The 22,615-nt window shown below is 69.7% G+C and carries 20 protein-coding genes; 8 read left to right on the top strand and 12 right to left on the bottom strand.

Annotated features, from left to right (window positions below):
- Positions 1-25 precede the first annotated feature (25 nt).
- A complete protein-coding gene (locus ACWESM_RS02640) occupies positions 26-214 on the top strand; it encodes a hypothetical protein (RefSeq protein ID WP_039799555.1) in 189 nt (62 codons plus the stop codon).
- A gap of 79 nt (positions 215-293) precedes the next feature.
- On the opposite strand, the gene ACWESM_RS02635 is transcribed toward ACWESM_RS02640, so the two are convergent.
- The 8 genes from ACWESM_RS02635 to ACWESM_RS02600 all read right to left on the bottom strand — a co-directional run bounded on the left by ACWESM_RS02635 (position 294) and on the right by ACWESM_RS02600 (position 7,134).
- Positions 294-749 carry a DUF350 domain-containing protein gene (locus ACWESM_RS02635; RefSeq protein WP_355069843.1) on the bottom strand — a complete coding sequence of 152 codons (456 nt, stop codon included), beginning with the start codon at positions 747-749 and terminating at the stop codon, positions 294-296.
- Between the two features lie 64 nt (positions 750-813).
- Positions 814-1,980, bottom strand: coding sequence for a glutathionylspermidine synthase family protein (locus ACWESM_RS02630; protein WP_355069844.1), 1,167 nt, complete (start codon positions 1,978-1,980; stop codon positions 814-816).
- Complete coding sequence (locus ACWESM_RS02625) at positions 1,981-2,484, bottom strand: hypothetical protein (RefSeq protein WP_355069846.1); 504 nt, start codon at positions 2,482-2,484, stop codon at positions 1,981-1,983. It abuts the gene before it with no gap.
- Between the two features lie 334 nt (positions 2,485-2,818).
- Positions 2,819-3,097: an acylphosphatase gene (locus ACWESM_RS02620; protein WP_355069847.1), complete on the bottom strand. Its 279-nt coding sequence runs from the start codon at positions 3,095-3,097 to the stop codon at positions 2,819-2,821.
- Positions 3,097-3,564 (bottom strand): OsmC family protein, encoded by a 468-nt coding sequence (locus ACWESM_RS02615; RefSeq protein ID WP_364427273.1) that lies wholly within the window; start codon positions 3,562-3,564, stop codon positions 3,097-3,099. The genes ACWESM_RS02620 and ACWESM_RS02615 overlap by 1 nt, the downstream gene beginning before the upstream one ends.
- Positions 3,565-3,662: 98 nt before the next feature.
- Positions 3,663-4,367, bottom strand: coding sequence for a response regulator (locus ACWESM_RS02610; protein WP_355069850.1), 705 nt, complete (start codon positions 4,365-4,367; stop codon positions 3,663-3,665).
- A gap of 31 nt (positions 4,368-4,398) precedes the next feature.
- Positions 4,399-6,939 (bottom strand): sensor histidine kinase, encoded by a 2,541-nt coding sequence (locus ACWESM_RS02605; RefSeq protein ID WP_355069852.1) that lies wholly within the window; start codon positions 6,937-6,939, stop codon positions 4,399-4,401.
- A 69-nt stretch (positions 6,940-7,008) separates the two neighbouring features.
- Positions 7,009-7,134: a hypothetical protein gene (locus ACWESM_RS02600; protein ID WP_364427268.1), complete on the bottom strand. Its 126-nt coding sequence runs from the start codon at positions 7,132-7,134 to the stop codon at positions 7,009-7,011.
- Between the two features lie 105 nt (positions 7,135-7,239).
- Between ACWESM_RS02600 and ACWESM_RS02595 the strand changes: the two genes are divergently transcribed.
- Genes ACWESM_RS02595 through ACWESM_RS02580 form a run of 4 tightly spaced genes read left to right on the top strand, consistent with a single transcriptional unit; the run spans position 7,240 to position 12,281 of the window.
- On the top strand, positions 7,240-7,590 hold the full coding sequence (locus ACWESM_RS02595; RefSeq protein ID WP_364427264.1) for a potassium-transporting ATPase subunit F: 351 nt from the start codon (positions 7,240-7,242) through the stop codon (positions 7,588-7,590).
- Positions 7,591-9,261, top strand: coding sequence for a potassium-transporting ATPase subunit KdpA (gene kdpA / locus ACWESM_RS02590; protein WP_364427261.1), 1,671 nt, complete (start codon positions 7,591-7,593; stop codon positions 9,259-9,261).
- 1 nt (position 9,262) lies between these two features.
- Positions 9,263-11,416: a potassium-transporting ATPase subunit KdpB gene (gene kdpB / locus ACWESM_RS02585; RefSeq protein ID WP_364427257.1), complete on the top strand. Its 2,154-nt coding sequence runs from the start codon at positions 9,263-9,265 to the stop codon at positions 11,414-11,416.
- Between the two features lies 1 nt (position 11,417).
- Positions 11,418-12,281: a potassium-transporting ATPase subunit C gene (locus ACWESM_RS02580; protein WP_452490823.1), complete on the top strand. Its 864-nt coding sequence runs from the start codon at positions 11,418-11,420 to the stop codon at positions 12,279-12,281.
- Positions 12,282-12,327: 46 nt separating this feature from the next.
- On the opposite strand, the gene ACWESM_RS02575 is transcribed toward ACWESM_RS02580, so the two are convergent.
- Both ACWESM_RS02575 and ACWESM_RS02570 read right to left on the bottom strand, forming a co-directional pair.
- Positions 12,328-12,957, bottom strand: coding sequence for an MBL fold metallo-hydrolase (locus ACWESM_RS02575; protein WP_397275729.1), 630 nt, complete (start codon positions 12,955-12,957; stop codon positions 12,328-12,330).
- A complete protein-coding gene (locus ACWESM_RS02570) occupies positions 12,951-14,036 on the bottom strand; it encodes an S-(hydroxymethyl)mycothiol dehydrogenase (protein ID WP_452490821.1) in 1,086 nt (361 codons plus the stop codon). The genes ACWESM_RS02575 and ACWESM_RS02570 overlap by 7 nt, the downstream gene beginning before the upstream one ends.
- A 225-nt stretch (positions 14,037-14,261) precedes the next feature.
- On the opposite strand from ACWESM_RS02570, the gene ACWESM_RS02565 reads away from it, so the two are divergent.
- Positions 14,262-14,687: a DUF1707 SHOCT-like domain-containing protein gene (locus tag ACWESM_RS02565; protein WP_364427245.1), complete on the top strand. Its 426-nt coding sequence runs from the start codon at positions 14,262-14,264 to the stop codon at positions 14,685-14,687.
- Positions 14,688-14,744: 57 nt separating this feature from the next.
- Here ACWESM_RS02565 and ACWESM_RS02560 read toward each other — a convergent pair whose 3' ends face one another.
- The gene (locus ACWESM_RS02560) at positions 14,745-16,400 is read right to left on the bottom strand and encodes a hypothetical protein (protein ID WP_452490819.1); all 1,656 of its coding nucleotides are present in this window, start codon (positions 16,398-16,400) and stop codon (positions 14,745-14,747) included.
- 418 nt (positions 16,401-16,818) lie between these two features.
- Between ACWESM_RS02560 and smc the strand changes: the two genes are divergently transcribed.
- Positions 16,819-20,439 carry a chromosome segregation protein SMC gene (gene smc / locus ACWESM_RS02555; RefSeq protein ID WP_364427239.1) on the top strand — a complete coding sequence of 1,207 codons (3,621 nt, stop codon included), beginning with the start codon at positions 16,819-16,821 and terminating at the stop codon, positions 20,437-20,439.
- Between the two features lie 284 nt (positions 20,440-20,723).
- On the opposite strand, the gene ACWESM_RS02550 is transcribed toward smc, so the two are convergent.
- A complete protein-coding gene (locus ACWESM_RS02550; protein WP_452490817.1) occupies positions 20,724-21,641 on the bottom strand; it encodes an NmrA family NAD(P)-binding protein in 918 nt (305 codons plus the stop codon).
- 106 nt (positions 21,642-21,747) lie between these two features.
- Between ACWESM_RS02550 and ACWESM_RS02545 the strand changes: the two genes are divergently transcribed.
- Complete coding sequence (locus ACWESM_RS02545; protein WP_452490815.1) at positions 21,748-22,521, top strand: TetR/AcrR family transcriptional regulator; 774 nt, start codon at positions 21,748-21,750, stop codon at positions 22,519-22,521.
- Positions 22,522-22,615: the final 94 nt, after the last annotated feature.

Genomic DNA, 22,615 nt, shown 5'->3' with positions numbered 1-22,615 from the left:
TGATACGCAGCACGGGAGGTGCACGATGCAGACATCGCTGGACATACAGGATCTGTGGCGGACCCGGTACCGGGACTGTTCCGCGGAGCCGTCGACGGATCTCGACATGGATCGCGCCTTGTTCATTCGCAGCGTGCACGCCGGTCACGGCCCGGAGTGCCGCCAATATCTCGCGGCGGCGGCGTACTGTCTCGCCCACGGCGACGAGCACTGAACCATCGGCCGCACTCCGGAACGTGGTGTCGGCAGGGCACCGAGCGTCCTGCCGACACCACGCACCGCCGTGACGACGCCTACAGGATCGCGAAGGCGACCACGAGCCCGAGCGCGAAATGCGCGGCCGCCACCACGAGCACCTCGGTGGTGTAGGTGTCGGCGTGCAGCGCGGCGCCGATGTCGATGCCGAGCGCCCGTTCGATGACGCGCACCGAGATGACCTGCGCGACAATGCCGACCAGGCCGAACACCAGGGCGGCGATCAGGCCCTCGGAGAGCTTGCCGCCGCCGCCCACGGCGAAGATGGCGAGCACGACGATGAACGCCATGCTGATCATGCCCGCCGCGGTGACGATGACGGCGTTCGGCTTGCCCGCCACCACCAGCTTGCGCAGCTTGCCCGGCGTGGTCAGGTCGATGGCGTAGAAGCCGACGAGCATGAGCACCAAGCCGACGAGGGCATAGAGGACGATCGCGCCCACGCCCTCGCCGAGCGAGTTCCAGTACCCCGATTCCAGGGCGACTGCGGTCATCTTGATCCTTCCGAGATGGATCGGCATGCGGCCGAGATGGGTTCGTGCTTGACGGTGACGATGCTCAGTCGGTGGCGATGCGATGCGGGACGAATGCGGAGCCGTCGTCGGTGATCAGTCCCGCGGTCTCGCGGATACCCAGCCCCGCCGCGGCGTCGCCGACGATCCACGCGCCGAGCACCGGACGCATGTCATCGAATTCCGGGAGCGGATCGAGCAGTTGGTACACGTAGCCTTCCTCGCCGTAGACGCCGCCGGTCGCGGTCTCCAGTCCGGCGCCGACGATCGTCATGTTGGCGCCCTCGCGTCCCAGCTTCGGTTTGCGGATGTACTCGGTGAGCTCGTTGGGTTGGTCGAGGTAGGCGGGCAGCAGATTCGGGTGACCCGGGTACATCTCCCACAGCACCGCCAGGATCGCCTTGTTGCTCAGCAGCGTCTTCCACAGCGGTTCGATCCACATGGTCTCCGGCAGGCTGTCCACGACGCGTTTGCCGAAATCGTCGTCGAGCACCCATTCCCACGGGTAGAGCTTGAAGACCGCCTCCATCGGAGCCTCCGCCAGGTCGACGAAACGCTCCAGCTCGGAATCGAATCCGATCTCCTCGATCGGCAGCGCGATGGTGTCGAAACCGGCCTCGGCCGCGGTCTCCTGGAGGTAGGCGGTGGTGACGTTGTCCTCGCCGGTGGCGTCCGCACCGGACCAGGTGAAGTGCAGCTGCGACGTGGGCAGCACGTCACGCAACTCGCCCCACCGCTCGACCAGCTTCTCGTGCAACGAGTTCCACTGGTCGCCGCCGGGGTAGCGGTCGGTCAGCCAGTGCCACTGCACGATGGCCGCCTCCAGCAGCGAGGTCGGCGTGTCGGCGTTGTACTCCAATAGTTTCGCCGGACGCCGTGCGTCGTAGCGCAGGTCGAAACGCCCGTACACGTGCGGATCGGAACGCCGCCAGGATTCGGCGATTGGGCCCCAACTCCATTCGGGCAGGCCGAAATCGGCGTACCGCTCGGTGAGCACGATGTGCTCCACCGCGTTCAGGCACATCGAGTGCAGGAGTTCGACGTCGGCCTCCAAGGCGAGGATCTCCGACATCTCGAACTCGTAGTGCACCGACTCGTCCCAGTACGGCCGCGGCTGACCGCTCGCGTCCCGCCCCGGGGCACCGTAGACCAGGCCTTGGCTCTCGATGATCTGCTGCCAGCCCGGCCGGGGCGTATCCCGTACACGCCGCATCTACGATCCTCCGCCGCTCTTGCTACCCAGGCCGCCGCGCTGGATGGTGGTGCCGCTCTTGGTCTTGATCTCGGCGCTCTTCGGCTTGATCGTGGTGCCGCCGACGGGCGGTTTGCCGATCGTGCCGGTGCCGCCGTAGTAGTAGCGGTACTGCGGCCCGCCGCCGAGGATGATCAAACCGGGATTGATGCCGGTGTCGTTGACGAAGCCAGGACGGCCGTCGCCGCAGTAAGAGTCGTCGACCACGATTTCTTGGCCGTTCTCGATTTTCATGCACTGGGCCGTGACCCGGTCAGGGGCAGCCAAGGCGCGATAGGCCAGATAGCCGCCGCCGACCAGGGCGGCGACGCCGACGATGGCGACACCGCCGATCATGACGCGTTTGCGGGTGCGCTTCTTGGCCTCCTCGGCCGCGGCGGCCGCGCGCTGGACTTCCTCGGCGCGCTTGCGCGCCTTGTCGCGCGCTCGTGCCTCGGCCACCGTGGGCGGGCGGGGGCGGGTCACGCCCGCTTCTTGGCGTTGGATACTGCCGGGGCGAGGAGGGGACGCGGCGGGCGGCCGATCGCCGGGAACGGCCCCGCTCGCTGGCGTCGAAGGGGGTCTCGACCAGTCGTTTTCGGGCTGATCGGCGTCACCCGATGCGGACGTGGAGGTCGATCGGTCGGCGCCACCGGCGGCAGGTGCCGACCTGTCCTGTTCATCGGGGGGCGTCGGCGTCGGCGGTTGCCGGTCCTCGGCCGGGCGCTGTGGGCCGGACGGCCGCTCGGGCTCGTCCCGGCGCTCGTCACCCGGATTTAGCGTGCTCATCGCTGCGCCCCCCTCGTCGCCCGAACCACCACTACCGCTCCTCGAAACCGGTCAAATCACCCCGCGCGGGCTCCCAGCTTTCCACAACCAACCTGACCTGACCAGGTGTGTCCTCGGAACGCAAGAGGGCCAGCAACCGCTCGCAAGCCGGTCGCGGACCTTCGGCGACCACGTGCACGCGGCCGTCCCTGGCATTCGTCGCATGCCCGGCCAGTCCCAGTTCGAGCGCGCGGGACCGGGTCCACCAGCGGAAACCGACACCCTGGACCAGTCCGTGCACCCAGGCGCTCAACCGAACGGCCTCGTCCATCAGGCCTCGATGTCGAACGACAGCGTCACCTTCGATCCCGCTTTCAACGTCCGCCCCACGGTGCAGACCTTGTCGATCGCGCGCTGCACGGTGACCAGCAACCGTTCACGAGCCTCCTCGTCGAGGTCGCTGAGGTCGAGTTCGAACACCTCGTCCAGCTGCGGGTAGACCTCGTTCTCCCGGTCGGCGTCGCCGGAGACGCGAATGGTGGCGTCGAAGTTGTCGCCGAGTTTGCGCGACAGGGGGAAGTCCGCGCTGAGGCCGGAGCAGGCGGCGAGCGCGATCTTCAGCAGCTCGCCGGGGGTGAACACACCGGAGACGCCCTGCGAACCGATCAGGACCTCGGCGCCGCGGGAGCTGCGGCCGGTGTAGGCCCTGGTCCCGGTGCGCTCGACCCACAACGTGGTCGGCTCCGGCGCGCTCGGCGCCGCGGGGGCGGTGACGGATGTAGCGGTCTGTTCAGCCATGGGTTCGATCCTGCCATTGTCGTCGCAATCAGTTCGCGGGCCTGGCAACGCCGCGCGAGGACGGGCCATTCCGCGCGGTCGGCGGACCGTGGCCGGGATTACTCCTGGAACCGGTATCCCATGCCCGCCTCGGTGAGCAGGTGCTTGGGGCGTGACGGATCGTCCTCCAGTTTGCGGCGCAATTGCGCCAGATAGACCCGAAGGTAATGGGTCTCGGTAGCGTACGACGGGCCCCACACCTCCCGCAGCAGCTCGCGCCGCCCGACCAGCTTGCCGCGATTGCGCACCAGCATTTCGAGCATGCCCCACTCGGTGGGGGTCAGGTGCACCGTCTCGCCGCGCTTGGTGACCTTCTTGGCGGCCAGGTCGACGGTGAACGAGTCGGTGGTCACCACCGGCGCCGAGGCATCGGGATCGGTGACGCCGCGCCGGACCGCGGCGCGCAGCCGGGCCAGCAGTTCGTCCATGCCGAACGGTTTGGTGACGTAGTCGTCGGCCCCCGCGTCGAGCGCCTCGACCTTGTCGGCGGAATCCGTCCGCGCCGACAGCACGATCACCGGCGCCGAGGTCCAGCCGCGCAATCCGGCGAGCACCTCGATGCCGTCCATGTCGGGCAGGCCGAGATCGAGGATCACGACGTCCGGATGCCGGTCGGCGGCCGCGCGCAGGCCCGCGCTGCCGGTCGCCGCGGTGATCACCTCGTAGCCGCGGACCGAGAGATTTATTCGCAACGCGCGCACGATCTGCGGTTCGTCGTCGACCACGAGCACCTTCGTCGCCACCGCATCGGGCGTCTTCGTCACAACCGCCGCCTCCTGTGTCGTCGCGGACACCTCACTCACCCGCGCTCGTCGTCTCGTGTGCCACGCCCGTGCCGTTCGCGTCCGGTGCCTCGCCGCCGGGCAAGTCGACCAGCATGGTCAATCCTCCACCGGGTGTGGGCTCGGCGTGCACGGTGCCGCCCATCGCTTCGACGAACCCGCGCACCACCGACAGGCCGAGCCCGACGCCGGTCGTGTTGTCCCGGTCGCCGCGCCGCTGGAAAGGCTCGAACAATTGCTCCTCGGTGCCGTGCGGTACGCCGGGACCGGTGTCGATGACCGCGATCGCGACCCGGTCGCCCGCGCGTTCGGCGGTGACCCGGACCGTGCCCGCGCGTGGGGCGTGCCGCAGCGCGTTGTCGATCAGATTGGCCAGCACCCGTTCCAGCAGGCCGCTGTCGGCGAGCACCGAGACGTCGCCGACCTCGACCCGCACCCGGTCCATCGCCGCGCGTCGCAGCCCGCGCGCACCCATCCCGACGCTCACCAGCGCGCGGTGCACCGCCTCGTCCAGGTAGACCCGCCGCACCTGCGGCGTGACCACGCCGACCGCGAGCCGGGAGGAGTCGAGCAGATTGCCGACCAGCGCGGTGAGCTGATCCACCGACTCCTCGATGGTCTCCAGCAGTTCGGCGGTGTCCTCCGGGGAGAACTCGATGTCGTCGCTGCGCAGGCTGGAAACCGCCGCTTTGGCGCCTGCCAGCGGGGTGCGCAGGTCATGGCCGACCGCCGAGAGCAACGCCCGCCGCAGGCGATCGGCCTCCAGCAGGGCCGCGGCGGCGCTGGCCTCCTCGGCCAGGCGAGCCTGCCGGACCAGAGCGACGGCCTGGTTGGTGACCGCGTTCAGCACCGGACGGTCGGCGGCCGCCAGCGGGCGGCCGGCCAGCAGCAACCAGTGCACGGCATCGCCCGCCTCGACCACGGTGTCCGCGTCGGAGGGCCGCCGCGGTGGGCCCACTCCCACCTCGGCGAGGACCTGGTCACCCGACACCAGGGCGACCGCGCGCTGCCCGAACACCTCCCTGATCTGTTCGAGCAGCCGGGGCAGATCCGCGCCGTGCAGGATCGCGCCGGAGAACATGGTCAGCAGTTCGGCTTGCCGGGAGGCCTTGCGCGCCTGCGCGGTTCGTTTCGCGGCCAGATCGACCAGCGCGGCCACCGCGACGGCGACGATGAGCAGCACCACCACGGTGATGAAGCTGTTCGGCTCGGCGATGGTCAGGCTGTAGCGGGGTGGCGCGAAGAACCAGTTCAGCAGCAGGCCCGACAGCAGCGCCGAGAAGGAGGCGGGTACGACGCCGCCGAGCAGCGCGACAGCGACCACGCCCACCACGAACACGGCACTGATGCCGCCGAGATCCAGCACCTCGTCGAGGTAGGCGGCGCTCAGCGCGCACACCAGGGCCGGTACGGCGACGGCGGCGAGCCACGCCGCCACCGGGCGGCGCGGATGCAGGGCCGCGTACCGGAATCCGCGGTGGGCCTCCTCGTGCGTCACCATGTGCACGTCGATCTTGCCGGAGCGTTGCACCACCGTGGAGCCGATGCCCTCATCGAAGATGCGCGCCCACCGCGAGCGACGGGAGGTGCCGAGCACCAGCTGGGTGGCGTTCGCCTCTCGGGCGAACTCGAGCAGGGCGGTGGGCACGTCCTCGCCGGTGACGGTGTGCAGGGAGGCGTCCAGGCTGGCCGCCAGCTCGCGCAGCCGGGCCAGCCGCTCGGTGGAGACCCCGGCCAGGCCGTCGCCGCGCACCACGTGCACGACCACCAGGTCGGCGCTGGATTTGGTGGCGATCCGGCCGGCCCGGCGCACGATCGTCTCCGATTCCGGACCGCCGGTCACCGCCACGACGACGCGCTCGCGCGCCTCCCACAGTTCGGTGATCTTGTGATCGGCCCGGTACTTGGCGAGCGCGGCGTCGACCTGATCGGCCAGCCACAGCAGCGCCAGTTCGCGCAGCGCGGTGAGGTTTCCCGCGCGGAAGTAGTTGCGCAGCGCGGCGTCGATCCGCTCGGCGGCGTACACGTTGCCGTGGGAGAGCCTGCGCCGCAATGCTTCCGGCGTGATGTCGACCAACTCCACCTGATCCGCCCCGCGCACCACGGCGTCGGGCACCGTTTCGCGCTGCTGGATGCCGGTGATCTGCTCGACGACGTCGTTGAGGCTCTCAAGATGCTGCACGTTGACCGTGGAAATCACGTCGATCCCCGCGTCGAGCAGCTGCGCCACGTCCTGCCAGCGCTTCTCGTGCGTGCTGCCGGGCACGTTGGTGTGCGCCAGCTCGTCGACCAGCACCACCGCGGGGGCGCGGCGCAACACCGCCTCGACGTCGACTTCCTGGTACGTGCTACCGCGATATTCGATCAGCTTCGGGGGGATGCGTTCGATGCCATCGAGCAGTTCCGCGGTTTTCTCCCTGCCGTGTGTTTCGACCACCGCGGCCACCACGTCGCGACCGCGCTCCAGTCGCCGGTGCGCCTCGCCGAGCATGGCGTAGGTCTTGCCGACTCCCGGCGCGGCGCCGAGGTAGATACGCAGCTGACCGCGTTTCACGCCTTCATCATCGCGCGTCGCGCCGCCCCGGCCGAACACCCCTGGGTCGTCCCGGCGCGCTGCCCCACGTCACCGCCGCACATCATCGGCCTCGATCCGCACCGGTTGCAGCCGCGGCGTCTGCGCACGAGCGCCGAATGCGCGAATGACCAGCGCGCAGCAGACGAATGCGACGACAAAGATCACTGCCGACATTGCGATCCTCTCTTCCTTCCCGGCGCCGGTCGCGCTGGAATCGTCCCGCCTGGCCGGCTCTCCACTTCTACCGCCGCCAGGCGGGCCGACCTCGATTTTTACGGTGTGTTGACGGTCCGCCCGTGTTCCTTGACGCCATACTTGCGGGCATCGCGGGCCCGTCAACGAACCGCAAATGCCAGGTGCCGGGGCGTCAAGAAGTCGTCAGGAAACGACCCAACGCGCCATCGGGGCGCTTCACTCGCTCTGTCGCGCCGAAGCCCGGCGCGCGGATGGAGGTTGTCGAGCTATGTCGGTCGTGGTGTTCACCGCGCTCACCGTGGCGGCGTTCGCGCTGCTGGGGTTGATCCAGCGCGGGGTGGAGAAGTTGTGACCGCGAACCTGATCGGTCTCGTTCTCGCCGCAGGCGTCGCGGTCTACCTGGTCGCGGCGCTGCTGTTTCCCGAGAGGTTCTGAGTGAGCACGACAACCGCGGGGATCGCCTTCGTGGCCTCCCTGATCTCGGCGCTCGCGCTGGTACACGTGCCGCTGGGCGACTACATGTACCGGGTCTACGAGGGACGTGCGCATTCTCGCGTCGAACGTCTCGTCTATCGCGCGATAGGCGCGCATCCCGAAGTCGAGCAGCCGTGGCCCGTGTACGCGCGCAGTGTGCTGGCCTTCTCGGCGGTCGGCATTCTCTTCCTTTTCTTCTTCCAGCTCGTGCAAGGCAGGTTGCCCCTGCACCTGAACGATCCGGGCACCGAGATGACGCCCGCGCTGGCGTGGAACACCGCGGTCAGCTTCGTGACGAACACCAACTGGCAGAACTACTCCGGTGAATCCACTCAAGGGCACCTGGTGCAGATGGCCGGGCTCGCCGTACAGAACTTCGTTTCGGCGGCGGTCGGCATGGCGGTGGCCGTGGCGCTGGTGCGCGGGTTCGCTCGCAGGCACACCGGTGACCTCGGCAACTTCTGGGTGGACCTGGTGCGCGGCACGCTGCGCATCCTGCTGCCGATCGCCTTCGTCTTCGCCCTCGTGCTGGTGGCGGGCGGGGCGATCCAGAACTTCCATCTGCACGACCAGGTGGCGCACACGCTGGGCGGCACCGAGCAGACCATCACGGGCGGCCCGGTCGCCAGCCAAGAGGCGATCAAGGAACTCGGCACCAACGGCGGCGGCTTCTACAACGCCAACTCCGCGCACCCGTTCGAGAACCCGGCCACTTGGACCAACTGGGTGGAGATCTTCCTGCTGCTCGTGATCAGCTTTTCGCTGCCGCGCACCTTCGGCCGGATGGTGGGCAGCCGCAAGCAGGGCTACGCGATCGTCGCGGTGATGGGGACGATCGCACTGCTCAGCGTCACGCTGACCAACCTGTTCCAGCTCCAGCACCACGGCACGGTGCCGACCGCGATCGGCTCCTCGATGGAGGGCGTGGAACAGCGCTTCGGTGTGGCGAATTCGGCCACCTTCGCCGGTGCTACCACCCTGACCTCCACCGGCGCGGTCGATTCCTTCCACGATTCCTACACCAGCCTCGGCGGTCTGATGACGATGTTCAACATGCAGTTGGGCGAGGTCGCGCCGGGCGGCGCCGGGTCGGGCCTGTACGGCATGCTGATCCTGGCGGTGATCACGGTGTTCGTCGCGGGCCTCATGGTCGGTCGCACCCCGGAGTACCTGGGCAAGAAGATCACGCCGCGCGAGATCAAGCTCGCCGCGTCGTACTTCCTGATCAGCCCGCTGATCGTGCTGGTCGGCACGGCCGCCGCGATGGCGATGCCGGGGCAGCGCGCGAGCATGCTCAACTCCGGGCCGCACGGACTGTCGGAGGTGCTCTACGCGTTCACCTCGGCCGCCAACAACAACGGCTCCGCTTTCGCGGGCCTGACCGGCAACACCGAGTGGTACAACACCGCGCTGGGCCTGGCCATGCTCTTCGGGCGCTTCCTGCCGATCATCTTCGTGCTCGCGCTGGCCGGTTCGCTCGCGCGGCAGGGCACCACTCCCGCATCGATCGGCACGCTGCCGACCCATCGTCCGCAGTTCGTCGGCATGGTCGTCGGCGTAACGGTGATCCTGGTCGCGCTCACCTTCCTGCCCGCGCTGGCGCTCGGGCCGCTCGCCGAAGGAATCCACTGACATGTCGAGTCCCGCGATCGATGAGAACGTCTCGGCACAGGCCGAGCCCGAGCGGCCACGGGGCAAGAGTGTCCCGAACGGCGTGCTCGACCCCAAGATGCTGCTGACCTCGTTGCCGGACGCGGTACGCAAGCTCGATCCGCGCACGCTGTGGCGCAACCCGGTGATGCTGATCGTCGAACTGGGCGCGGTGTGGTCGACCGTGCTCGCGCTGGCGGACCCGACCTTCTTCGCCTGGGCGATCGTCGTGTGGCTGTGGCTCACGGTGATCTTCGCGAACCTGGCCGAGGCCGTCGCGGAGGGGCGCGGCAAGGCGCAGGCCGACACGCTGCGCAAGGCGAAGACCGACACCGTCGCGCGGCGACTGGTCGAGTGGTCGCCGGGCGCGCGGGTGGTCGAGGAACGCGTCGCGGCCCCGGACTTGCGTCGCGGCGATCACGTCGTGGTCGAGGCGGGGCAGGTGATCCCGGGTGACGGCGACGTCGTCGAAGGCATCGCCTCGGTCGACGAGTCGGCGATCACCGGTGAATCCGCTCCGGTGATCCGGGAATCCGGCGGTGACCGGTCGGCGGTGACCGGCGGTACCACCGTGCTGTCGGACCGGATCATCGTCCGGATCACGCAGGAACCGGGGCAGAGCTTCATCGACAAGATGATCGCCCTGGTGGAGGGGGCCAGCAGGCAGAAGACCCCGAACGAGATCGCGCTGAACATCCTGTTGGCGGCGTTGACCATCATCTTCGTCTTCGCGGTGGTCACGCTGCAGCCGATGGCGATCTTCAGCAAGTCGAACAATCCGGGCGTACCGGACACCGTGGCGCTGGACGCGCACGGCGTCACCGGCATCGTGCTGGTCTCGTTGCTGGTGTGCCTGATCCCCACGACCATCGGCGCGCTGCTGTCGGCGATCGGGATCGCTGGCATGGATCGCCTGGTGCAGCGCAATGTGCTCGCCATGTCCGGGCGGGCCGTCGAGGCGGCCGGAGACGTGAACACCTTGCTGCTGGACAAGACCGGCACCATCACGCTCGGCAACCGCCAGGCGGCGGACTTCGTCCCGGCGCCCGGCGTGAGCAAGGCGGAACTGGCCGACGCCGCACAGCTTTCCAGCCTGGCCGACGAGACCCCGGAGGGCCGCTCGGTCGTGGTCTACGCCAAACAGGCCTACGGCCTGCGGGAGCGCACACCGGGCGAGCTGAGCCACGCGCGGTGGGTGGAGTTCACCGCGCAGACCCGGATGTCCGGCGTCGACGTCGAGGGCCGTCTGCTGCGCAAGGGCGCGGCGAGCGCGGTCACCGAATGGGTGCGATCGCAGGGTGGTTCGGTGCCGGCGGAACTCGGCGCCACCGTCGACGGCATCTCCGCCGCGGGCGGCACGCCGCTGGTCGTCGGCCAGGTCGACGGCGGTGCCGCCCGGGTGCTCGGCGTGATCCACCTCAAGGATGTGGTGAAGCAGGGCATGCGCGAGCGGTTCGACGAGATGCGCAGCATGGGCATCCGCACGGTGATGATCACCGGCGACAACCCGTTGACCGCGAAGGCGATCGCGGACGAGGCGGGGGTCGACGACTTCCTCGCCGAGGCGACGCCGGAGGACAAGCTGGCGCTGATCAAACGGGAGCAGGAGGGCGGACGGCTGGTCGCGATGACCGGCGACGGCACCAACGACGCGCCCGCGCTGGCACAGGCCGATGTGGGCGTCGCGATGAACACCGGCACGTCGGCCGCCAAAGAGGCGGGCAACATGGTGGATCTGGATTCCGATCCGACCAAATTGATCGAGATCGTCGAGATCGGCAAGCAACTGCTCATCACGCGTGGCGCGCTGACGACGTTCTCCATCGCCAACGACATCGCCAAGTACTTCGCGATCATCCCCGCCCTGTTCGTGACGCTGTTTCCCGGCCTGGACCTGCTCAACGTCATGCGGCTGTCCAGTCCGCAGTCGGCGATCCTGTCCGCGGTGATCTTCAACGCGGTCGTCATCGTGGCGCTGATCCCGCTGGCGCTGCGCGGTGTGCGCTACCGGCCGTCGAACGCGTCGAAACTGTTGAGCCGCAACCTGACCGTCTACGGGCTCGGCGGCATCATCGCGCCGTTCCTCGGCATCAAACTCATCGACCTCGTGGTCCAGTTCCTCCCCGGGATGTCCTGACATGCGCCTTTCAACCTGGATCCGGCAGCATCTCGCCGCCCTGCGCGCGTTGCTCGCGCTCACGGCGATCACCGGAATCGTCTACCCGCTGGCCGTTTTCGCGGTGGCCCAGCTGCCCGGCCTGCACGAGAAGGCGGACGGGTCGCTGGTCGCCGTCGACGGAACGACCGTGGGCTCCGGCCTGATCGGGCAATCGTTCACCGGATCCGACGGCGCGGCCCTGGTGCGGTACTTCCAGAGCCGCCCTTCCGCCGCCGGTGACGGCTACGATCCTCGGTCCACCGCGGCGAGCAATCTCGGACCGGAGGACATCGTCGACACTCCGGCACGCGCGAGCCTGCTCACCACGATCTGCGCCCGCAGCAAGGAGGTCGGCGACCGTGAGGGGGTCGACGGCAGTCGACCGTTCTGCACGAAAGGCGGTGTGGGCGCGGTGCTCTCGGTGATCGGACCGCGTGACGCCGACGGGGACGTTTCGCATCCCGGTCAGGTCGTCAGCGTCAACGAGGCGTGCCCGGCGCAGCCATTCGTCGCCGCCTTTCGCGGCGTCCGAGTCGAATGCGCCGAACCGGGACGGGACTATTCCGCCGGGCGAGTCGTCCCGATCCACGGCGACGCGCCCGCCGCTCCGGCGGTGCCCCCCGATGCCGTCACCGCGAGCGGGAGTGGGCTGGACCCGAACATCTCGCCGGAGTACGCGGCCATCCAGGTGCCCCGGGTCGCGAAGGCGCGCGGGATTTCCGAACAGCAGGTGCGGGCGCTGGTCGCCGAGCACACCAGCGGCCGGACGCTGGGGTTCCTCGGCGAGCCGCGAGTCGAGGTGCTCCGGTTGAACCTGGAGCTGGATCGCCGGTTCCCCGGTTGATCCGCGCGGTGCCGCCGCGGGCGGCGCCGGGTGCCGCCCGCGGCGGTCAGTGGCCGCGGGCGATCCAGTCGGCGAGGAGAGGTTTCTCCGCGCCGATGGTGGTGGAATCGCCGTGCCCGGTATGGACCGTGGTCTCCTCCGGAAGCGTCAGCAGGCGTTCGCGGATCGACTCGATGATCGTGCCGAAATCGGAGAACGATCGGCCGGTCGCACCGGGTCCACCGGCGAACAATGTGTCGCCCGTGAACACGACCTTCGCATCGGGCAGATGCAATGCGACGGAACCGGGGGAGTGGCCGGGGGTGTGCAGGACGTGAAGCTCGCTGTCCGACACCGCGATTCGATCGCCGTCCGAGAGCGGCCGGTAGGCCGTGTCCGGGTGGGTCATGCGCCACAGCGGCTCGTCGCCGGGATGCAGCAGGATCGGTGCCGCCGAGCGCTCGGCCAGTTCGGGGGCGACCGTAACGTGATCGTTGTGTCCGTGGGTGCACACGATCGCGCGAACGGTGCGCCCGGCGACCGCCGCGACGATCGGATCGGCGTCGTGGGCGGCATCGATGACGACCACTTCGTCGTCGTCGCCGACGAGCCAGATGTTGTTGTCCACCGCCCAGGTTCCGCCGTCGAGACAGAAGTCGCCGGAGGTGACGACGCGGTCGATGCGGACGGTCACCAGACCACCACCGAACGCAGCACGTCGCCCGCGTGCATCTTCGCGAAGGCCTGCTCCACCTGGTCGATCCCGATGCGCTCGGAGACGAAGCGGTCCAGCGGCAGCCGTCCCCGGCGGTAGAGGTCGATCAGGGTGGGGAAGTCGCGTTCGGGAAGACAGTCGCCGTACCAAGCGGATTTCAGCGCGCCGCCGCGCGAGAAGAAGTCCAGTAATGGCATCTCGAGGGTCATCTCCGGGGTCGGCACCCCGACGAGGACCACTGTGCCCGCCAAGTCGCGACCGTAGAAGGCCTGCTGCCAGGTCTCCGGCCGTCCGACCGCGTCGATGGCCACGTCCGCGCCCCAGCCGTCGGTGTACTCCTGGATCTTCTCGACCACGTCCTCGGTGCTCGCGTCGATGGTGTGGGTGGCGCCGAAATCCGTGGCCCACCGCAGTTTCCGGGCGTCGCGGTCCACCGCGATGATGGTGCGCGCGCCCGCCAGCCGGGCTCCGGCGATGGCCGCGTCCCCGACGCCGCCGCAGCCGATCACCGCGACGGTGTCGCCGATCGAGACGTTGCCGGTGTGTATCGCCGAGCCGATGCCCGCCATCACCCCGCAGCCGAGCAGGCCCGCCACCGCCGGGTCGGCGGCCGGATCGACCTTCGTGCACTGGCCTTCGTGTACCAAGGTCTTGTCGACGAACGCGCCGATGCCGAGGGCGGGAGTCAGCTCCGTCCCGTCGGCGAGCGTCATCTTCTTGCTCGCGTTACGGCTGTCGAAGCAGTACCAGGGCTTGCCGCGCTTGCACGCCCGGCATTCGCCGCAGACCGCGCGCCAATTGAGGATCACATAGTCACCCTCGGCCACGTGGGTTACCTCGGCGCCGACGGCTTCCACCACGCCCGCCGCCTCGTGGCCGAGTAGGAACGGGAAGTCGTCGGTGATGCCGCCTTCGCGATAGTGCAGGTCGGTGTGGCAGACCCCGCACGCCTGCACCCGCACCACCACGTCGTGCGGGCCCGGATCGGGGATCACCACCTCGACGAGCTCGACCGGTGCGCCTTTGCTGCGGGCCACGATCCCGCGGACGGTTTCCGACACCTGTGCCTCCTGAGCGAGTTCTCGGGACGCGGATCCGGCCGTTCCGTGGACCCGCAAGCCGAACACCTGTCCATACAGTTGTTCTCGGTGCGAACACTACCGCCGGATCGCGGGAAGGCTCGAGTTTCGGCCCGGAATCACGGCGGGGGTTGACATTCCACTTTGGAGGGTTATGCTTAAGTCATATTCCACTATGGAGGGTGGAACCCGTCGATAGGACCAGGCATGGACATCTCCACCGGCACCCGCGCCTCGAACGCCGAACGCGACGCCGTGGTGCGCCTGCTCGGCAGGCATATGGCGGACGGGCGGATCGATCTGCCCGAATACGACCAGCGTGTCGCCCAGGTGTACGCCACCACCGACCGGGAGGACCTGCGCGGGGTGTTGTCCGATCTGCCCGAATTGAGCAAGGACGCGGGCGCACCGGCCACCGCACGCCCGCGCATCCCGATCTGGCAGCGCATCGAGGGCAGCACCTGGCTCGCAGTGAGCGCGCTGGTGCTGGTCATCTGGGGCGCGATCTCGCTGAGCGTCGGCGCCTTGACCTACTTCTGGCCGGTCTGGGTGATCGGCCCGTGGGGCGCCGTCCTGGCGTTCCGCATGGTGGCCGGCTTCGAGAACGGCCGATTCACCCACCGCGCGAGCTGAGCGTCATTCCTCGGCGCTGTCACCCGGATCATCGAGTGACAGCGCCGTTTTCGTGTCCTACCATCTGCGCCGCGAGGACTCGTGCGGGGGAAGCGAGGTATCGCGGCGTGACCGCTGGTCGTCGCGATGGCGGCGGCTGGGTGGTTGGTCGTAGGTCCGTTCCGGTGCTCGGTCGGATGGGGTGGGGCGGTCGCGGTAGGGAGTATCGGGTCGCTCTCGTCGGCCGGTCTCGGACTCGAAGTCCCTGGGCTCCTGGCCACGCCCCGATCGCCGGTTCGCTCGCGGCCATCGGGCATCCGCTTCGTCGTAGTCGTCGCGATGTCCAGCGACGTGTGGTGTGTCGTGCCCGTCCTGCTGCCGACGTCTCGGCAGTTCGGGGCGGCCGGGTGTAGCGCGCGGGTGTGCATCCGTCCCGCCGCCGCGCGGGAGCCGATCGCCGCGCCGAGTGGGTTCGGGTTCGTCACGGCGACGGCGCGACGGCGTGGGCGAACCGTAGTCGTCGGCCGGACGCTTCGCTTGTCCGGTGGGCCGGGGTTTGTCGCCGCGAGTTCGTCGATCGGTGCGCGGGGACGAGGGCGGTGGGTCGGCGGCTCCGCGCCGGGTGGAGCGAGTTTCGCCGTGCGCGGCTAGGGACTCGCGGGATCGTGTCGCAGCGGGTTTTCCGCGGTGGTCATGGTCGTCGGAGGCTTTCGCGGACGCGCGGGCCTCCCGTGCGCCGGACGCGTCGTTCGGCGGCTTCCGGTGGGATCCGCTCGCGTGGGGCGGCTGCGGCGGACGCCCCGGCTGGAGCACGGGAAGTTCCCGGGTGTCCTGGGTGGCGCTGACGCCTTTCTCCTGATACTTCGCGGGAATGTCGTGAGCGCGCAGCCACGCACCCGGGTCGTGGCGGGCGGCGGCGTCCAGCCACGGAAGGGTGTCCTCGAGCAGATCGAGCAGGTCACCGCGCCCGTCGCCGAGTGCGCCGCGGATGGCGGGGAAGACGTCCGCGGGGAACGTCCACTTCCATTCCGACCGCGCCTCACCGTGTCGGCGGCCGTGCAGGACGAGGTCGCCGGAGCGGGAGATTTTCGCCCGCACCGTTCGCGTGCCGGATTCGATGACGAGTTCGCCGGTCTCGCCGCGGGTGATCTGCTCCGTCTCGTCATGGTCGTCGAGTTCGCCGGGCTCGATGTCGTCGTCGGGGTCGACGCGGCGCATCCACTTCGTCACCGCGCCCAGCGGGAGCAGCGGCTGCCGGTCGTCCGAGTCGCCGGAGCGGGTGATCCGCAATGTCCGCGCAATCCCGGCGACGAGATCCGCGCGCCCGGGGGCTTCCGCGGGTTCGGGCAGGTCTTCGTCCTCGAAGTGAGCCATGGGCGTCGCCCGCGCGCCGGTGCCGGTGCGTCCGGCACGCTCGCCCCTGCCGTACCCGGGGTCGGCGGATCGCCCGGCTCGACCGGGAAAATTCCCAGAACTGGGAGTTTCGTCCTCCTCGTCGTCGTCCCACGGCGGGTCCGCGTCCTGCTCCTGCGCCCGCAGTTTGATCTCGAACCACGCCGCGCCCAGGGCGGCCGCACCGAAGGCGGCCGCTATCGCGACCTCCACCCGCACATCGCTCAGCAGCGCGCTCTTGCTGCGTTCACAGGCGTGCAGGAGCAGCAGGCTGCCGAGTACCAGCCCCGCGATCCGGGCAAGGCGGAACCGGGTACTTGTCCCTGGTGAGGGGGCAGACATCGTGGTGCGCTCCCGAAATTCCGCTGGCGAATCAGAGGGATCGTATGTGGCCGGAGGGTGTGGCGTCAGTGCCAGTTCGAGACCGCGCGGAATCGGCGGACCCACGGGTGGGGAGGCTGCCGGTGGCAGGCCGAGCGCGGGCGGGCGTTCCCCGGTCGCGGCGAGAGGGCCGAATGGGTCGTGCCGCTGACACCGACCGGCAGCGTGGCCGCCCATCCCGGCAAACCTCGAGCACATCGAAATGCGCGCGAACCGGCGGCTAGTCGATAACCTACGGATATCGCCGAACCACCACTCGGCCGCGCACGCCGTCGGGCCCCGGAGGCTCCCGGTACGCGACGGATACCATGACAGGTCGCCGGATGCGCTGCCGCGACGCGAAACGCCGACCGGGCAGAACACGGAAAGGTCGTCGAACTTGCACCTGAAGAGCCTGACGTTGAAGGGCTTCAAATCCTTCGCGTCCGCGACGACCCTGCGCTTGGAACCGGGCATCACGTGTGTGGTCGGTCCCAACGGATCGGGCAAATCGAACGTCGTCGACGCGCTCACCTGGGTGATGGGCGAGCAGGGCGCGAAGGCGCTGCGCGGCGGCAAGATGCAGGACGTGATCTTCGCGGGCACGGCGGGCCGCGCCCCCCTCGGCCGCGCCGAGGTCACGCTGACCATCGACAATTCCGACGGCGCGCTGCCGATCGACTACGCCGAGGTGTCCATCACCCGGCGCATGTTCCGCGACGGCGCGGGCGAATACGAGATCAACGGCAACTCCTGCCGCCTGATGGACGTGCAGGAACTGCTCAGCGACTCCGGTATCGGCCGCGAGATGCACGTCATCGTGGGGCAGGGTCAGCTGTCGGCCATCCTGGAGTCGCGCCCGGAGGACCGCCGCGCGTTCGTCGAGGAGGCCGCCGGTGTGCTCAAGCACCGCAAACGCAAGGAAAAAGCGGTACGCAAGCTCGAGGCGATGCAGGCCAACCTGGCCCGGCTGACCGACCTCACCACCGAACTGCGCCGCCAGCTCAAACCGCTGGGCAGGCAAGCCGAGGTGGCGCGCAGGGCGCAGACCGTGCAGGCCGACCTGCGCGATGCCCGGTTGCGGCTGGCCGCCGACGATCTGGTCACCCGGCGCGGAGAGCTGGCGAGCCAGCAGAGCAAGGAAGCGTACGCGCGCGAGCAGCAGATCACCGTGCACTCCGAGTTGGACGCCGCCAACGCGGCGCTGGCGCAGCAGGAATTCCAGCTGTCCCGGCTGACGCCGAGCGCCGAGGCCGCCGCACAGCTGTGGTTCCAGCTCTCCGCGCTCGCCGAACGGGTCAACGCGACCATTCGCATCGCCGGCGACCGGGCGCGGCACCTGGACACCGCAGCTCCGGTCAGCAACGGCCGCGACCCCGAGCAGCTCGAGGCCGAGGCCGACCGGGTCGAAGCCGAGGAGGCCGAACTGCGCGAAGCGGTGGAGATCGCCGCGGAGACCTTGGAGGCGGCCCGAGACCAGCTGGCCGAACGCGAATACGCCGCCAAGGCCGCCGAGCAGGCGCATCTGGCCGCCGTGCGGGCGATCGCCGACCGGCGCGAGGGCGTGGCCCGGTTGTCCGGCAAGGTGGACACCCTGCGGGCCAGGGCGCAGTCGGTGGACGCGGAGATCGCGCGACTGTCGGTCGCCATCGCCGACGCCCGTCACCGCGGCGAGGCCGCCCAAGCCGAATTCGACACGGTGCAAGCCGAACTCGCCGAACTCGACGCGGGCGAGGCCGGTCTGGACGCCCAGCACGAGCACGCGGTACAGGCGCTGGAACTGGCCGATCAGCGGGTCACCGAACTGCGTGAACAGGACCGCGACGCGAGCAAGCGAGTCGCATCGCTCGGCGCGCGGATCGAGGCGCTCGGCATGAACCTGGCGCGCCGGGACGGCGTCGCCTGGCTGGTGGAGCACCGCGAACAAGGTCTGCTCGGCCCGCTCTCGGCGCTGCTGCGTGTGCACGGCGGCTTCGAGGCCGCGGTCGCCGCCGCGCTCGGCCCGCTGGCCGACGCCGTCGCCGCCGACACCGGCGAGTCCGCGCACGCCGCGATCCAGGCGCTCAAGGACGCCGACGGTGGCCGCGCCGCCGTCGTCTTCGGCGCCGAGCGCACCGATCGGCCGCAGCCAGGCGCGTTGCCCGACGGCGCCCGCTGGCTGGTCGACGTGGTGGAGTGCCCCGATACGGTGCGCGGCGCGATCGCGGCGCTCACCGCGGGGATCGCCGTGGCCGACGATCTGCCCGCCGCCCGCGCGCTGGTCGCGGTGCGGCCCGAGCTGCGCGTGGTCACCCGCGACGGCGATCTCGCCGGAAACGGCTGGCTGCTGGGCGGTTCCGATCGCGCGCCCAGCCAGCTGGAGATCCAGGCCGACATCGACGCCGCCCGGACCGAACTGGTCGCGGCGCAGCGGCGCGCCGAGGAACTCGAGGCCGCGTTGTCCGGCGCGCTCGAAGAGCAAGCCGATCGCAAGGACGCCGTCGACCACGCGCTGCTCGCCCTGCACGAATCCGACCAGGCGCTGGTGGCGATCTACGAGCGGCTGGGCAGGCTCGGCCAGACCGCCCGCACCGCACACGCGGACCGCGAACGGCTGGTCGGCCAGCGCGACGACGCGGAGACGAGCCGGGAAGAGGCACTCGCCTCGCTCGCCGAACTGGAAGACCGCCTGCGTCATGCGGAACTCGAGCAGGCCGAGGTCGATGCCGACGGTGCGGGCGCGGCGGGCACCGAGTCAGCGGGCCGGGCGCGGGAGGAGGCGGCGGCCGCGCTGGCCGAGGCGCGGGCGATGGAGGTCGAGGCCAGGCTCGCCGTGCGCACGGCCGAGGAGCGAGCGGAATCGGTACGCGGCAAGGCGGACTCGCTGCGCCGGGCCGCGCGCGCCGAGCGGGAGACCCGGGCCAGGGCCGAGCGCGCCCAGGCCGCGCGCAAGAAGGCGGCGGAGGTGGCCGCCGCCGTCGCCGAATCCGGCGCGAAGATCGCGGGCGAACTCGAGCGCGTGGTCGCCGAGGCGGGCGCGCGCCGGGACGAACTGGTGCGCAAGCGCTCCGAGTGTGCCGCGCAGGTGGAGCAGGTCAAGGAGCGGGTGCGTGCGCTCACCGCGCAGCTTTCCCAGCTCACCGACGCGGTGCATCGGGACGAGGTGGCGAAGGCTCAGGCGGCGCTGCGCATCGAGCAACTGGAGGCGACCATCGCCGAACAGTTCGGCATCGCGCTGGACGACCTGATCGCCGAGTACGGTCCGGACGTGCCGCTGCCGCCCTCGGCGCTGGAGCTGCAGGAATATGAACAGGCCAAGGAGCGCGGCGAGCAAGTCAGCGAACCCGCGCCGATGCCTTACGACCGGCAGACCCAGGAACGTCGCGCCAAGCGTGCGGAGAAGGATCTCGCCACCCTGGGCAAGGTGAATCCCCTGGCGCTGGAGGAATTCGCGGCGCTGGAGGAGCGGTACAACTTCTTGGCCACGCAACTCGAAGACGTCAAGAGCGCGCGCAAGGATCTGCTCGACGTGGTCGCCGAGGTCGATGCCCGCATCCTCCAGGTGTTCACCGAGGCATACGCCGACGTGGAACGCGAGTTCGTCGAGGTGTTCGCGAAACTGTTCCCCGGTGGCGAGGGCAGGCTGCTGCTCACCGACCCCTCGGACATGCTCACCACCGGCATCGAGGTGGAGGCGCGTCCGCCGGGCAAGAAGGTCAAGCGGCTGTCGCTGCTGTCCGGTGGGGAGAAGTCGCTGACCGCGGTCGCGTTACTGGTGGCCATCTTCCGCGCCCGGCCCTCGCCGTTCTACGTGATGGACGAGGTCGAGGCCGCGCTCGACGACACCAACCTGCGCCGGTTGATCGGCCTGTTCGAGCAGTTGCGGGAGAAGAGCCAGCTGATCGTCATCACCCACCAGAAGCCGACGATGGAGATCGCCGACGCGCTCTACGGCGTCAGCATGCGCGGCGACGGCATCACCCAGGTGATCTCCCAGCGGCTGCGCGGGGAGAACCTGGCCCCGGTCGGCGCGGCGGGCTGAGCCGCGCCGCGCGGTCACCCGCGGCGTGCGCGGAGGGTGACGGTGCCGGAGTCCAGGTCGACCAGCGGATCGTCACCGGAGACCCGATCGTCGACCTTCGCGATCGCCACCCATTCCTTGCGCTCGTGGATGTGCTTGCGCGACGGGCCGAATACTCGTCGACCTCCGCGCCGACCGGGTCGCGCCGGGCGCGGCCGGGATCCTCCGCGCGGGCGTATCAACGCGCCGAGGGTACGCCTCGCCGCACGATCATCCCGTTGAACAGGGCGAATAGTCGCCTCCAATCACCCTGCGACGCGCGCGTTCTCGTGGTCGAGCAGCGCTTTGATCTGCGCCGCGCCGGTCTCGGCGAGCCAAGTGTCGAACGTGCGCAGCCCGGGGTGGATCTCGCGGATCTCGTCGACGTCGGCGAGCCAGCCGCCGGTGTGGCGCATGAGGCGCCACGTATTGCCGATCTCCTCGCCGAGCGCGTCCGCCTCGGCTTCGGTGACTTCGTGGTAGCGCACCTGATGCCCGGTGGCGGCGCTGATCGCCGCGGCGGCCGCGGGTGGGACGAGCACATCGCCCGCGAGTTCGAGGACGCGGCCGTGGAAGCGATCCGGGTCGGCGAACGCGAGACCGGCGATATCGCCGATGTCCGCGACGGCGATGACCTTCATCGGACCTTCGGCCGGGAACAGGTGCCGGTGCACGCCGTCGAAGATGCCGTCGACGGGGGACGTGCGCAGCAGGTAGTTCTCCATGAAGCGCACCGGGCGCAGCAGGGTGTACCGCACGCCGCTGGCGATGACGGCGTCTTCGATGCGCTTCTTGCCCCTGGCCCCCCACGAGACGTCGTCGCCCATCGACGCGATGCCGGTGAACACGATCTGCCACACACCGGCCGCACGCGCGGCGGCCACGACGGCTTCTCCGCGCGCGGCTTCCAATTCGACATCCCAGCCTTTGGGGCCGTACGCGGCGGGCGGGACCAGGAACAGTCCGCTGACGCCGGCCAGCGCCGCGGGCAAGGTCTCGGGGGCGTCGAAGTCGCCCACGGCGAGTTCCGCGCCCGCCGCGGCCAACTCCCGCGCGGCGGGCGACTGCGCGTCGCGGACCAGCGCGCGCACCGCCCTGCCGTCGGCCAGCAGTCGCCGGGCGGTCACGCCGCCTTGCTTGCCGGTGGCGCCGGTGACCAGGATGAGGTTGTGCTGAGGGGACATGCTCCGCCTTCTCTGCTCGGTAGAATCGGGTTGGTTGACCCGGATTCGAACGATACGGGTGCCTCGACCCGATTGACCAGGCTGCTCAACGGAAGGCCGTAACGAAATGACCGCATTGCTCGCCCCGGGCGCGGCGTCGCGAGCCGATGCCCGCCGCAATCGCGCCCTCGTGCTGGCTGCCGCGCAACGCGCCTTCGCGGAGCAGGGCGCCTCCGTGTCGCTCGTCGAGGTCGCCCGCAGGGCGGGTGTCGGCGCGGGCACCGTCTACCGGCACTTCCCCACGAAAGCCGCACTGTTGGAAGCGGTTATGCAGCAGCGCGTCGACCGGTTGGCGAAGATGGCCGCAGACCATCTCGCCGCGCCGGATCCGGGCGCCGCCTTCTTCGACTTCTGCACCGCGGTGATCACCACAACGCCGGACAACCAGGCGTTATGCGACATCGTTCAGTCCGACGACGGCTGGCCGCGTGCGCTTTTGCGCAGCGCGGGGGCGCGTTTCCACGACGCGTTGGCCGCTCTGCTCGACGCGGCCAAGCGCGACGGGGCGGTCCGGGCCGACATCGAACTCGACGACGTGCTGGCGATCTTCACCGGATGCGTTGCGATCCAACGGCTACGGAAGGCGCGGGGCGGCATGGACCGTAGCGCCGCCATCGTGCTGGACGCGCTGCGCGCGGAGCCGGTAGGGCTGATGGTGACGAAACGGCATGCGGTGGCCGAAGTCCGTAACGAAACTGTCGATCGTAACGAAAGTGGAGCCGACAGCTGCCCGATATGTCACGCGGCGTTGTCCCGCGCTGGGACGGGCCGACGGGCGAGATATTGCTCGGCGGCATGTCGTCAGAAAGCTCATCGCCGGCGCATCGCGGCGGCGCGCTGAGCCGAATGGCGCATTTGTGCCAATCGGTTCTCCGCTGCGCCACGAACCCATCGGACACCGGCCCGCGATTCGGGTGAGCCGGTGGTCCACGCTG

The sequence above is a fragment of the Nocardia sp. NPDC003999 genome (genome assembly GCF_053604885.1).
The sequence above is the reverse complement of the archived record's forward strand: the minus strand, read 5'-3'. Positions and strand labels throughout refer to the sequence as shown.